The organism is Enterobacter sp. RHBSTW-00994 (assembly GCF_013782625.1).
In the GTDB taxonomy this organism is placed as follows: Bacteria; Pseudomonadota; Gammaproteobacteria; order Enterobacterales; family Enterobacteriaceae; genus Enterobacter.
In genome coordinates, this window is record NZ_CP056199.1 from 2,500,618 (window position 1) to 2,513,972 (window position 13,355).

General features: G+C 48.7%; 14 protein-coding genes and 2 pseudogenes. All 16 read right to left on the bottom strand.

The features are described from left to right. Positions 1 to 15 precede the first annotated feature (15 nt). Positions 16 to 465 carry a type VI secretion system baseplate subunit TssE gene (tssE, locus tag HV346_RS11985; RefSeq protein WP_181619577.1) on the bottom strand — a complete coding sequence of 150 codons (450 nt, stop codon included), beginning with the start codon at positions 463 to 465 and terminating at the stop codon, positions 16 to 18. 70 nt (positions 466 to 535) lie between these two features. Further along, positions 536 to 787 carry a bacteriocin immunity protein gene (locus HV346_RS11990; RefSeq protein WP_181619578.1) on the bottom strand — a complete coding sequence of 84 codons (252 nt, stop codon included), beginning with the start codon at positions 785 to 787 and terminating at the stop codon, positions 536 to 538. A 145-nt stretch (positions 788 to 932) separates the two neighbouring features. Continuing rightward, entirely contained in the window at positions 933 to 1,199 is a 267-nt protein-coding gene (locus HV346_RS11995; protein ID WP_181623763.1) for a bacteriocin immunity protein, read from the bottom strand. Between the two features lie 67 nt (positions 1,200 to 1,266). Then, positions 1,267 to 2,243: pseudogene (locus tag HV346_RS23535) on the bottom strand (S-type pyocin domain-containing protein); the annotation flags it as partial. A 2-nt stretch (positions 2,244 to 2,245) separates the two neighbouring features. After that, positions 2,246 to 3,258, bottom strand: a pseudogene (vgrG, locus tag HV346_RS12005) (type VI secretion system tip protein VgrG); the annotation flags it as partial. Continuing rightward, a complete protein-coding gene (locus tag HV346_RS12010; protein WP_181619579.1) occupies positions 3,259 to 3,975 on the bottom strand; it encodes an Imm52 family immunity protein in 717 nt (238 codons plus the stop codon). Then, on the bottom strand, positions 3,972 to 4,727 hold the full coding sequence (locus tag HV346_RS12015; protein ID WP_249415084.1) for a Tox-REase-5 domain-containing protein: 756 nt from the start codon (positions 4,725 to 4,727) through the stop codon (positions 3,972 to 3,974). The genes HV346_RS12010 and HV346_RS12015 overlap by 4 nt, the downstream gene beginning before the upstream one ends. Continuing rightward, positions 4,727 to 5,029: a hypothetical protein gene (locus HV346_RS12020; RefSeq protein WP_181619580.1), complete on the bottom strand. Its 303-nt coding sequence runs from the start codon at positions 5,027 to 5,029 to the stop codon at positions 4,727 to 4,729. Before HV346_RS12020 ends, HV346_RS12015 begins: the two co-directional genes overlap by 1 nt. Before the next feature lie 35 nt (positions 5,030 to 5,064). Continuing rightward, positions 5,065 to 5,568, bottom strand: a complete 504-nt coding sequence (locus HV346_RS12025) for a DUF4123 domain-containing protein (protein ID WP_181619581.1) — start codon at positions 5,566 to 5,568, stop codon at positions 5,065 to 5,067. Next, positions 5,565 to 7,886 carry a type VI secretion system Vgr family protein gene (vgrG, locus tag HV346_RS12030; protein WP_181619582.1) on the bottom strand — a complete coding sequence of 774 codons (2,322 nt, stop codon included), beginning with the start codon at positions 7,884 to 7,886 and terminating at the stop codon, positions 5,565 to 5,567. Before vgrG (HV346_RS12030) ends, HV346_RS12025 begins: the two co-directional genes overlap by 4 nt. A gap of 4 nt (positions 7,887 to 7,890) precedes the next feature. Then, positions 7,891 to 8,388, bottom strand: a complete 498-nt coding sequence (gene tssJ, locus HV346_RS12035) for a type VI secretion system lipoprotein TssJ (protein ID WP_181623765.1) — start codon at positions 8,386 to 8,388, stop codon at positions 7,891 to 7,893. Positions 8,389 to 8,466: 78 nt separating this feature from the next. After that, positions 8,467 to 9,201: a hypothetical protein gene (locus tag HV346_RS12040; protein WP_181619583.1), complete on the bottom strand. Its 735-nt coding sequence runs from the start codon at positions 9,199 to 9,201 to the stop codon at positions 8,467 to 8,469. Then, positions 9,185 to 9,640 (bottom strand): hypothetical protein, encoded by a 456-nt coding sequence (locus HV346_RS12045; protein WP_181619584.1) that lies wholly within the window; start codon positions 9,638 to 9,640, stop codon positions 9,185 to 9,187. The genes HV346_RS12040 and HV346_RS12045 overlap by 17 nt, the downstream gene beginning before the upstream one ends. 56 nt (positions 9,641 to 9,696) lie before the next feature. Next, positions 9,697 to 10,506, bottom strand: coding sequence for a hypothetical protein (locus HV346_RS12050; protein WP_181619585.1), 810 nt, complete (start codon positions 10,504 to 10,506; stop codon positions 9,697 to 9,699). 38 nt (positions 10,507 to 10,544) lie between these two features. Beyond that, positions 10,545 to 11,030, bottom strand: a complete 486-nt coding sequence (locus HV346_RS12055) for a DUF4123 domain-containing protein (RefSeq protein ID WP_181619586.1) — start codon at positions 11,028 to 11,030, stop codon at positions 10,545 to 10,547. Next, complete coding sequence (gene vgrG / locus HV346_RS12060; protein WP_181619587.1) at positions 11,023 to 13,353, bottom strand: type VI secretion system Vgr family protein; 2,331 nt, start codon at positions 13,351 to 13,353, stop codon at positions 11,023 to 11,025. Before vgrG (HV346_RS12060) ends, HV346_RS12055 begins: the two co-directional genes overlap by 8 nt. Between the last annotated feature and the right edge of the window lie 2 nt (positions 13,354 to 13,355).

Here is a 13,355-nt window from a genome sequence, read left to right on the forward strand (position 1 = left end):
TCTGTGTGTGAAAGCTTAGATGGTGGCGCGGGTGTCGAGGTACTGCTGCTGTTTCAGGTGGCGGATAAGCACCCGGCCTTCGGGCATAAAGTCGGTGCCGTAGCGTACCAGGCCGATACCCTTCAGTTCTGCGTCAATGGCGTAGCGCAACTCACCTGGTACTTGCTGTTCGAGTAGGGTCACATTGAGTGACTGCAAACGAGGTTCATACTTGAGCAGGACACCGGCCAGCGTTTCGATCAGCTCGTGGGCTGTCCCGGGCATGCCTTGCAGAATTTTGGTCATATCCGGCAAACCATAATCTGGGAGATGGGATAGGGTCCCGGCCCGGGCGTTCAAAATACTCTGGATGTTATCCAGCACGGATAAAATGACCTGGTCTTCTTCGTTTACAGCTTCAAGGGGAAGGTCCCCTGTAAAGTTGCCAGTAAGTATTTCATATAAAGATGGGGATTTACGGTCCATAATAATAACCTAATTTGCATTGCCATCATGTTAAAGTCTAACTTAAGGCTGCTATGCAGCAATCATGATCTTATTCTATAACCCAGGAGTCTTTAAATAATGGAAGCCCTTGAGATTCCCTCCATTTAATTATCTCATTCAATGCGCCTTCAGGTGAATCATTTTCAGATGTATCTGGATAGTATATAAAGTCACTGACTCCTCCAGTTCCAACCAGTACAGCCAGAATATCTAGAAGATTATCCAAATAAATTTCTAGCTCGTCACTAGTAGTCGATGGCGATGATCTATGCTCTGAATAAAATTCATTCAAGATTTCCATAAATTCATTTTTGGTATAACCTTCCAGGTTATCTTTACACAATTAATGTCAATCATAATAAACTTGGCATTCCTCATAATGTTCGAGCGGAAATGTTAGGTTATATTGCCCATCGTACAGTTACATTGAGTTCTGGCATTGATTTCTAACTATCTTTAAAAAGCGGAAGCCCTTGCGATTTCCTCCACTCCTTCACAATTTTAATAATATTCTTTGGTTCCCTAGCTTCTGGTGATTCAGGATAGGCTATTAGGTCTCCTTGCTTAGGGTGCTCAGTAATAACTATAAAATGGTCCATGAACTTATCTAAGTAAGTATCTAATTCTTTCCCTTTTAGAGAATTATTCTTCCTGGTTGCTCGTCTGAATTCATGCAAAAATTCGATGAATTCATCTTCAGTATAATCGTTAATTGTTAATTGTTAATTGTTAATTGCTAATTGTTAATTGTTAATTGTTCTTTTAAATTCTAACATCATCTTACCTTCTATAGTGAATTTCATCATGCAATCGCGGTGTAACTATTCTTAAATTATCAATGTCATATACACCGCCACCATTTTCTATGGTTTTATCATGATGTATCTGAAATTTTTTCACAACTTCATTTGGACCATGATAATATCCAGCAGAAGGAACCCATGGAGCTAAACCGCCACTAATTCTTTCTTGGTTATCCTCTCCAAATTGAGCCATGAGCTCTGGGTCATTGCTTATCTCTATCCATATGTCTTCGCGTAACCCATTGAAAGAAGCATAATTCCTTCCTCGTAATTTATCAGCAATATGGGCCGGGATTTTCGCACCTTCTCCGCTATTGGTAACTGATAAATCGAGCCAATTTTTCCCATTTTCAATTTGAGTACCAGTCCCAGTTGCTGTTCCCGCTGAGTCCTCGGATCATCCTTCAGATAAACATAAATCGGCTTAATCCCGGAGTCCGCAGGGAATACCAGAATGTAATCGTTAAGATCGCGTTCTTCCGGCACCGGGAATGGTGGTGTCGTGTATTCATCCTTACCGTCAGGAATTGGCGTGACGAGTATTGTAGCCTGGTCTATTGGCTTGATGTCGCTGCCGGTATGTGAGAGAAGGTCACTGCCTTCTGGTCTCTCAGGCGTCCAGGTAATCAGCGGACCATCGGCACCGTGAGCTGGAGTGAACTCATATTGATTATGTTCACTATCCCACACCATGTTTGCCGTACGGACACCATCATACGGGATACCTTCACCCGTATGGACGCCATAGACCCGCATGTTGCCCTGCTCATCCTGGCGCCAGAAGAATCTCACCCGGGTTGTCGCTTTTACCCCGGTGATGGCTTTCTGCCGCAGCTCTTCCTCGTATCAGAATTCATCCCGGCCAGGAATCCTGTCACTCCCCTCGCCCGCAGATGGAACGTAGAGCGCGGACATCATTGCTCCGACATACGGAATTCCCCGGGCCGCGCCCAATTTGAGTTTGCCGGTGTCCGAAGGATGTTCCGGGTGTGATTGTCCCGGTTCACAAGGTCGGGATGTCCGGAGTCATGTAATGCATAGGCGATGTACGGCAGATCAATATCGCCATTGCTGTACGCAATCGCCACTTCGGTGCCATCGGTGAGCGGCGTATGCCAGCCCAGCGTTTCACCGGCATAAGGTTTCGCCATCCGCAGCCACAGGTAACCGTAACCGGGTTCCGTCCCCTCCCGGTCGAAGTCCAGCTTCACCCGGTAGCGGCCCTGCTCGTCCAGATGTGCGTAGATATCATTTTTTTCGCGACTTTCGATCCGGGCCGGAAGCGTACCCGGGATGACCGGGCGAGGGACCTCTACCGGACGGAAGCAGTAACGTTCGGTGTAAGGCAGTCCCCAGACCGACACATGCAGACGGGAATCACGCGCGCCACGGAAGGTCACCAGCGTGAGGAGCACACCCTCTTGCAGGGCCGTATGACGACACCCTGTGGCTCCAGCACCTGCGCGAGGTGGGCCGCATTGCTGAACAGGTGAATGCGGGCCGACCTGTTGAGCTCCCGCTCGTGGTGAAGTCGGGCCCAGAACGCACCAGATTCGGTTTCCGGCTGCGGACTGGCATCATCACCTGCTTCACGATAAGGCGCTGCGTAACGGTAATGCTCTCCGGTGGTGACTGCATTATTACGCACACTCACCGCCGCATCCATCGGCGTGGAGGCTGTCCGGTAGTTGTAATCCCGCGTGGTGACGGTGCCGGTGGCAATGTTGTGCCAGGTCCGCACATCCCAGACCGATTCTGCCGCGCCGTCAAACAGGCCTGATGGTTCGCTGTACGGCAGGCGCACGTCAAACCGGTAGTTAAGCTGGCTGTCAGCAAAAATGTACGTATCCAGACCGCGCACATCGTCCATCATCGTGCGCCAGTAAATCCCCACCTCAGACAGAATGCGCTGGATGAACTGCAGATCCGTCTCCTGCCACTGAGTGATAATTTCACGTGGTGGGTAGGATTAAAGCTCCGTCATCAGAGGTAGCAGCCCAAGATCCAGAAGCCTTATTTCGATGTCATTAGCTTTGCCAATGTGATCTTTGTTGTTTCCATCGAATATTTCTTCGGTTGAAACAACAATAGTTCCCTTTTGCTTCTCACTATCGAAAATCGGTACTATTTTTGCGGCTTCTGGGATTAATTCTGGTAATATTATTGCAGGTATGTAAATCATCCACCCCACGCAAATTCGATCAGGGAAAACATTGCATTCATTATTCCAATAGCCATTCGTATTTATGGATGCATATATTCGCCCCTTATCACAAACTAGAGATGTTAATAAAGCAACAACTTTGTCTATACTTATGTCTGTTTCATTGCAGGTAATGCTAACATCCAAATTTGTTTTTTTGATATTGTCAACATGTTTTTTTATATAGTTAATTGAGCATATTTTGCTGTCAACTTCTCCATCCCAGACACCTTCTATAATCAGCGGATGATTTTTTTTTACTTGACTGCGCCATCTTTCAATGACACGCGGCTCGGCTTTTTTATGATTAAACACTATATGATCAAGTGCTTGCTTCCTTGAATATCCTTTCTCATACCACTTCTTCTTTGTTCCTAACAACACATCAATCAACTCGGAAATATAAAAAAGCTCATCAAGACATAACTCAACGCTAGGAGTCTGAGTATCTTCATAGTAAGCATTGGCTGATATTCTTATCATGGCACCCACCTTGTGATTATATCCTTAAAGTCTTTAAACATTTTTGAAAAATACCGATAACTCACTGGTTGCATAAATATCCACACAACTTTTAAAGGTTGATTAACTGTCGCAACAGCCTGATGTCTTCCAGCTTGACTCAAGCCACTTTTGTAGCCTTTCCACCAGCCTTTAGGATCACCAAAAGCATCAAAAAACTGATCATATCTCGCTTTAGCTTCCCAGAACTGACACAATTTGTCTTTCCAGCCATCAAACGATACGCCACAATACTTAAATTCCTTTATCTGTTTAGTTTTTGGATTATAGAACGTGCCACATATTCTCGTCTGGTAACTAATCGTCACCTCACTCCAGCGCGAACAACGCCTCACCATCGGTATCACTTTTCCTTCTGCTGGGCAGTTCTCACAGGTCTTTTCATCTGTTTTCGCCTGTGCTCCTGCCCTGGTCTCGACTCCCTCATAACTTACCGTTTCTGAGTGATCCATATCGTCTTCCCAGAAATCACCGTGTGTCTCCGCGCTGACGGCCATCGGTTCATTCAGAATGGGATCATACTGTTTTCCTTGATAATCAAATCCTCCCTGACTCCGGGACTGCGCACTCCCTGAACCCGGATAAGACATATCATCTTCTTCCCAGCCTCCATGATTTCCAGCTCCGGGAAAGGTTGCTGTTCCGCTTGAGCCACCGGCCACACCGACACTTCCGGCTGCGGCCCCGCCCATTCCCCCTGTTACCACCACCATCAGAGCCCCCTCCTTTCCCCGTTTATCATCACATGCTTATAATCTTCAACCCGCTGCTCAACTGAATAACCATTCGGTATTCTCAGCCATTTATCCACTTCGGACTTCAGATAAAAACCAGGCCAGAACGCCTCCAGGAACAAAAAATCCCGCTTCACATTCTTTTCTTTCAGCGGGAGCATGTTTGCGTAATCCAGTGCTTTTCTCAGGCGAACATGGAACGTTTCATTCGGTTCAGTAATTCCCGGAAATTTCTTCTTCAGTCTCTGCGCGCTATCGCGGACAAAATCATCATCTTCCATTTTGTCCACTCCGGCGCACTGTTCTTCAGACAGCTTCAGCATATGAATTCCCTTTGTTTAAATGACCAGACTTTTCCGTCCACTGTTGTCAGCCATTCACGCATTAAACCTGTCATTTCACGGTGCTGCTGACAGTTCAGCATCGTCCCCAGACGGACCTGAACCCGCGGATCCTGAACACGCAGTAAAGCCGCCCGTCCGTCCGGAAGTTCTGCGTTCATATATCGCTGTAAATGCGTAACCAGCTCCTCCGGCATGGAGCCTGACACTATCCAGGATACGCCGGGTAATGCGGTTTCCAGGGCTTCCAGTTGCTCCCTAATTTCCATTGTTTCATTCATCCTGATTAGCCACGGTCTGGCAAAGGCAATACGCGAATCCGGCCAGCTATCCAACAGGGGGATCGCCGTCGATTTTTGAGCTGACAGTTCTTCACCGAAATACCGCTCATATTGCAGCCCATCCACCAGAGCAAAGACTGAAACGTCTGAGGAATGAATCAGGTGTTGCGCAGCAAGACTGAAGCTGAGGTTGCTCATGATTCACCCCTTACGACAAAAGTGTCGCCATTCATCGCCGCCTTCATCAGACAGCTCAGGCAAATGCCACCGCCCGTCACCGTCTTAACCGGTATTGATGCCGCCCCAGCAAACAATGTCCTTTTCACCTTCCGTATATACGACGCCGTCGTACCATACTCGACCTTCCCGGCCTCAAGCTTCAGGTAACTGCCACCACCAATTAGCGTGATACGTTTTTTTCCGGCCAGGGAGATGTCACTCGCTGAGCTCAGCGTCAGCTTCTTCTCAGCGAACAACCGCATACTGGCGTTTTGCGCCTGGACATCCACTGGCCCTTCTCCGGATTTCAGGCTCAGTTGACCGGTGCGGGCAAAGAGCCCCAGCTTCTCACCGGTGAGCAGTGTCGCATTGCCCATCACTCCAGTACTGAAGTCTTCTCCGGCGTTAAGCGCAAGGTTCCGGCCAGCGGCCAGCTGCATATCTTCCCCGCTGGTCAGGGCCACGCCTTCCGGCGCTGAGAAAAGCACTGCTTCATTGAGCGGTTTCAGGCGCTGCTCAAACATCTGTATCTGGCTGTCGACATCCCCCTTCAGCGCCAGGGCCTTTTCTGCGGCCATTTCCAGCTGTTGCAGTTGCTGATTAAGCCGGTCGATTTCCTTCAGCGCGGCATCCATGTCCAGAGCATCACCCTGGGCTTTCGCCTGCGCATCCGCAGCGACAAAGAGTCCCTTCCCTGCTCTCAGGGTTCCCCACTCATCAGTGCGCAGCTCTGTGCCTTTACCGCGAAGCTGTCCCTTACTGTCCACCAGATTCCCGCTGTTGAGCTGCGTCTTGCCGTATTCCGTGGCGAGTTTGATGTGCTCTTCACCACGCTTGTCTTCCATCCGTAATTTTGAGTTGGCAGGTGTCCGGAGGATGTTCCGGGTGTGATTGTCCCGGTTCACAAGGTCGGGATGTCCGGAGTCGTGCAGCGCACAGGCGATGTACGGCAGATCAATATCGCCATTGCTGTACGCAATCGCCACTTCAGTCCCGTCGGTGAGCGGCGTATGCCAGCCCAGCGTTTCACCGGCATAAGGTTTTGCCATCCGCAGCCACAGGTAACCGTAACCGGGTTCCGTCCCCTCCCGGTCGAAGTCCAGCTTCACCCGGTAGCGGCCCTGCTCGTCCAGGTGTGCGTAGGTATCATTTTTTTCACGACTTTCGATCCGGGCCGGAATCGTACCCGGGATGACCGGACGCGGGATCTCTGCCGGACGGAAGCAGTAACGCTCGGTGTAAGGCAGGCCCCAGACCGACACATGCAGACGGGAATCACGGGCGCCACGGAAGGTCACCAGCGTGAGGAGCACACCCTCTTGCAGGGCCGTAATGACATCGCCCTGCGGCTCCAGCACCTGCCCGGGTGTGAGGTGGGCCGCATTGCTGAACAGGTGAATACGGACCGACCTGTTGAGCTCCCGCTCGTGGTGAAGTCGGGCCCAGAACGCGCCAGATTCAGTTTCCGGCTCCGGGCTGGCGTCATCACCCGCTTCACGATAAGGTGCCGCGTAACGGTAATGCTCCCCGGTGGTGACCGCATCATTACGCACGCTGACCGCTGCATTCATCGGCGTGGTGGCTGTCCGGTAGTTGTAATCACGTGTGGTGACAGTGCCGGTGGCAATATTGTGCCAGGTCCGCACATCCCAGACTGATTCAGCCGCACCGTCGAACACCCCCGACGGCTCGCTGTAGGGCAATTGCACATCAAACTGGTAGTTAAGCTGGCTGTCGGCCAGTATGTAGGTATCCAGACCGCGCACGTCGTCCATCATCGTGCGCCAGTAAATGCCCACCTCAGACAGAATGCGCTGGATGAATTGCAGATCCGTCTCCTGCCACTGGGTGATAATTTCACGCGGCGGGTACGTATGCTCCAGTCTGAATTCAAAATCAGGACCTTCCAGACCGTGTTTACGCAGCACCTGCTCAACCACCTCAGGAACGGACTGGTTCTGATAGACCGCACACTGTCGGGTGTATCCCAGGAGCGCCAGGCGCGAACTGAGCGTAAGCCGGTAGTGAGACTGGTCCTTTGATGTGGAAAGCCATTCCAGGCGGGTCACCATGCCGTGAACACTTTTACCGCTCCGCAACCGGAAAGAGGCATATTTCATCAGCACCTGTTCAGGGGGAATATTCGCCTGAAGCGTGGTGAACTCGATGTCCCAGCGGAAGGGTTCACTCAGTGCTTCCCTGCCGTAAAAGCGCAGAACATCCGGCTTCACTGAACTGTCATTGATATCCAGAAAATATCGGGTCTGTCCGTCAAAAAGCGCTAACCAGTTATCCATCACGTCACTCCTTCACCGGCACGAGGCTGAGCCAGCCATCACCCAGTTCAATCGTGCGGGGTTTGTCCGGGTCCAGGTCGTCACGGGTCAGCACCAGGCGCCAGCGGTTGTCCTTCTGATCCGGGCGGTTAAACAATCCCACCACCGCCACGAACTGAGCATCTTCATCCATGGGAATATTGAGCGTCACGCTGCCTTTGGGCATTACCAGCAACGATTTTGACGCCAGTACGTCGCCTTTAAGTACCGTATCGGCATTACGCAGCAGCGTCTGGTAATCGCCGGCATCAACCGCTTTGCGATCCCTGAGTTGATAGACTCTCACCATCGTCGCCAGCGGTGTCTGTGCGCCATCGGCGTTAATGGCCGTTCGCGGGGTAAAATCCAGATGCAGCGTTTTGATTTTTTTGTAAAAGATGGATTTCGTGATGCTGACCGTACCGTCCGTGACAGTCTGAGTCAGACCGCAGCCAGCGAGCGCTGAATAAAATGCCGAAAGCAGGTATGCCTGAAAGCGTGTGTATTGCCTGAAAACACAACCAACTACGGGGATACATACCCGAAATCTGATTTATTAATTCTATAAAACCAGTGCATTAATGAACCGTGCAATAAATTCTTTGGATCTTAATATATAAAAATCATCATCATGAGCATTACTATTGAAAATATTCTCATTCTGATGGAATAAATCCTTTTCAAAGCCATGCCCGATAACAAACATTAACATAATATATATAGCTTGTATCTTTGGCCTAGTATTATCATATTTGAATTTTTTAGTGCCAAGCTCTATCAGTGTATTTGTTTTATCTCGCCCCAAGAATTCGTACTTCTGAGGGTAAATATCACATAATAATTTATGCATACTTTCTATAAAATTAATTCCATGTATGTTTGAGAATATCTCAATTTCTAACCGACCAAGAAAGTATTTTGCATATTGGCTATCTTCCCCAATGACATTCTCGATATAGGTGCTAAATTTTTTATGAAGAGATAAAGATATTTCCAATTGATTTTCCGTCGGGAATTGGTCTGGCTTAAAACTAAAATCTGAGTACATTGGATCAGTTTCAAACTCAGAACCTAGCGTAACAGCCATATCGAAGTAAAGCTGAAGGGGGCCACGTTGAGTAACCTTTGATATCCCTGCCGTCTCAATTAGTTTTGCAATATTAGTTCTTAATGTTTTTTCATTCAGTGAATAATATATCAACGGAAAGATAGACTTGCAATGTTTCACTAGTTCACTAGCATAAGAATTAGATGAGTACGAATCTAACAATGCGAGTTGCTCAGCGTTTATCTTCATTTAGGTTACTTCCCCTTATAACTAATTTTGATTTGGAAATAAAATCACCAATTTCATTTTCCTTATTTTCATATATTTTTGTTCTAATCTTGAATTCAGCATCAATATTAATGTTTCCATCATTTATAAATGGTGTAATATCTCTATCCAAAAGAGTCCAGGTAAATTCAATATTTCCACCTTCAGGGATGTAAGCCATTTTTTTCTTTAAATCCCAACTAACTAGATTTGGCTTGAGTGGCATGCTCTTTTTATTGCCGCGATCAGTTAATTTGATACTGGGTCCAGTTTTCTTAATATATTCCAAAGGGATATAAAAACCTTTGGCATATATATTCTGAAAGCTCACAATGACATGAATTTCACTCTGATTATTGTATGTACATTCTTTCTGACCGCTGCAACTAACACTAATGGTGAAAAAATTATTATCTGTCATTTTTGAATTCTCTGCTAAAGAAATTGATGTATATAAAGGGGTTAATAAGCTTAATATTAGACAATATCGCATACTATCCTCCTCCCTAAACCTCGTTCATTAAAAATCTCATTCGCTTCAATAGCTATAAGCCATCCATGTCTTTTCAGAATAATAGTATTCCCATATGCAGCCATTATCGTTGAAGCTGGGTCACTCGGATCTCCTCCATTATAGGGAACAGACATTGGTGTATCAAGAGTCCCATCCGGTTTATAGTATGCGACTTGATCATTCTCTTCCGTATCAGGATTGTATCCATATTCATCAGGCAACCCATAGCAATGACCAAACTCGTGGGCATATGTCCATGGACCAGTATCCTTCGATACATCGAGAACATATCCCGTGACACCTTCACGATCATATTTATCGTGAATTTTGAATATATAGTGTTCATCAGACTTAACAAATAGTACCTTAAACTCAATTGGTAATATTTTTGTACCACATTTAGGGTCGACAACCTTTAATGAAAACTGATTGTCCCAATATTTTTTGACCCCTTCTATTAATGATTTTTTAGCTTGTGTAACAGACACTTTATTTACCGCATCATCTGATTCAATTTTGAATCTGATCTCAACAACAACTATATTTTTTGTTTTACAGAGGATACTTAATTTATACTGAACTGTTCCAAAATTATAATTATATGATTCGCCAACCGCGTTTAACTGATCCGAATACCTTTTCCCAGTGTGTACTTTAATCTCCTTTGTATAATCCTTGCTCCAGCATGAAGCACATGGTAGCGTAGCACTTATTGCAGGGTCTTCGCACCTAGCGACTTCAGACGGACTTTGAACGCCTCCACTTATTGCCATTAAATAAATCCTTTTTTATCAGAATTACAATTCGAAAGTTACACAATGTAATGATATTCATCTTCGTACAGAAATCCCCACGCGACTACTCCAGTTGTAAATAACTGAAATTGTTGTTTCGTCAACACCTCAGGTAAGTATATAAGTACACGCGGATCATAATATCGCAGCATGGCTATTTTATTATTTGGTAGGATAATATTTAAATTCCCATTCAAATAAAACAATAAATCTCTGGTATTCAATGAACTTAACAACCAAGAAACTGAAGGGTATTTCAGCTCAAGAGCATTTATTTTTCTCAGCCAGTCTTCACCTAAGGTTGAGATATTAAGCAACCAAGGGCCTGCAAATGCAATTTTTTTATCTTCAGAATGTTCGAATAACGATTTAACACCGTTGGTTTCATATAACTCATCTGAATACAATCGCTCATATTGTGCGCCATCAATAAGAGCATATAGCTTTCGTGAATTATCTTCACATTGCAACGTGTACATATGTTCAGTCATATCATTAATCATAATTACTCCCCCCAATTACTATTGGCGCACCATTTTCCGCAGCTTCAAGAAGACAACTCAGACATATTCCGCTCTGACTAAAAGAGGGCGTTAAGCTAAGAGATGATGGCCCCGCAGCCATCGTCCGCTTCACTTTGCGCAAATAAGACGCTGTCGTGCCGTACTCGACCTTCCCGGCCTCAAGCTTCAGGTAACTGCCACCACCAATTAGCGTGATACGTTTTTTTCCGGCCAGGGAGATGTCACTCGCTGAGCTCAGCGTCAGCTTCTTCTCAGCGAACAACCGCATACTGGCGTTTTGCGCCTGGACATCGATAGGCCCTTCCCCGGATTTCAGGCTCAGCTGACCGGTGCGGGCAAAGAGCCCCAGCTTCTCCCCGGTCAAAGCGGTCGCATTGCCCATCACTCCAGTACTGAAGTCTTCTCCGGCGTTAAGCGCAAGGTTCCGGCCAGCGGCCAGCTGCATATCTTCCCCGCTGGTCAGAGCCATGCCTTCCGGCGCCGAGAAAAGCACTGCTTCATTGAGCGGTTTCAGGCGCTGCTCAAACATCTGTATCTGGCTGTCGACATCCCCCTTCAGCGCCAGGGCCTTTTCTGCGGCCATTTCCAGCTGTTGCAGTTGCTGATTGAGCCGGTCGATTTCCTTCAGCGCGGCATCCATGTCCAGAGCATCACCCTGCGCTTTCGCCTGCGCATCCGCAGCGACAAAGAGTCCCTTTCCTGCTCTCAGGGTTCCCCACTCATCGGTGCGCAGCTCTGTGCCTTTACCGCGAAGCTGCCCCTTACTGTCCACCAGGTTCCCGCTGTTGAGCTGCGTCCTGCCGTATTCCGTGGCGAGTTTGATGTGCTCCTCACCGCGCTTATCCTCCATCCGAAGCTTGTTGTTCGCCGGGGTGCGCAGCACATTACGGGTATGGTTGTCGCGGGTGATGTGGTCGGGATGTCCGGAGTCGTGCAATGCACAGGCGATGTACGGCAGGTCAATATCACCATTGCTGTACGCAATCGCCACTTCGGTCCCGTCAGTGAGCGGGGTGTGCCAGCCGTATGTATCACCAGAGTACGGTTTCGCCATCCGCAGCCACAGATACCCGTAACCGGGTTCCGTCCCCTCCCGGTCGAAGTCCAGCTTCACCCGATAGCGCCCCTGCTCGTCCAGGTGAGCATAGGTATCATTTTTTTCTCTGCTCTCAATCCGGGCCGGAAGCGTACCCGGGATGACCGGGCGAGGGACTTCTGGCGGACGGAAGCAGTAACGTTCGGTGTAAGGCAGGCCCCAGACCGACACATGCAGGCGGGAATCACGCGCGCCACGGAAGGTCACCAGCGTGAGGATAACGCCTTCCTTCAGGGCCGTAATGACGTCGCCCTGCGGCTCCAGCACCTGCCCGGGGGTGAGGTGTGCAGCATTGCTGAACAGGTGAATGCGGGCCGACCTGTTGAGCTCCCGCTCGTGGTGAAGTCGGGCCCAGAACGCGCCGGATTCAGTTTCCGGCTCCGGGCTGGCGTCATCACCCGCTTCACGATAAGGTGCCGCGTAGCGGTAATGCTCCCCGGTGGTGACCGCATCACTGCGCACACTCACCGCCGCATCCATCGGCGTGGTGGCGGTCCGGTAGTTATAATCCCGCGTGACGACAGTGCCGGTGGCTATGTTGTGCCAGGTCCGCACATCCCAGACCGATTCTGCTGCGCCGTCGAACAACCCCGAGGGCTCGCTGTAGGGCAATTGCACGTCAAACTGGTAGTTCAGTTGGCTGTCGGCAAAAATGTACGTATCCAGACCGCGCACGTCATCCATCTCCGTGCGCCAGTAAATCCCCACTTCAGACAGAATGCGCCGGATAAACTCAAGGTCCGTTTCCCGCCACTGGGTGATAATTTCACGCGGCGGGTAGATGCGCTCCAGGCGGAAGTCAAAATCAGGTCCCTCCAGCCCGTGCTTGCGCAGCACCTGCTCCACCACTTCCGGAACGGACTGGTTCTGATATACCGCGCACTGTCGGGTGTATCCCAGGAGCGCCAGGCGCGAACTGAGCGTGAGCCAGTAACGGGACTGGTCCCTGGATGTGGACAGCCATTCCAGGCGGGTCACCATGCCGTGCACACTTTTACCGCTCCGCATCCGGAAGGAGGCATATTTCATCAGCACCTGTTCAGGGGGAATATTCGCCTGAAGCGTGGTGAACTCGATGTCCCAGCGGAAGGGTTCACTCAGTGCTTCCCTGCCGTAAAAGCGCAGAACATCCGGCTTCACTGAACTGTCATTGATATCCAGAAAATATCGGGTCTGTCCGTCAAAAAGCGCTAACCAGTTATCCATCA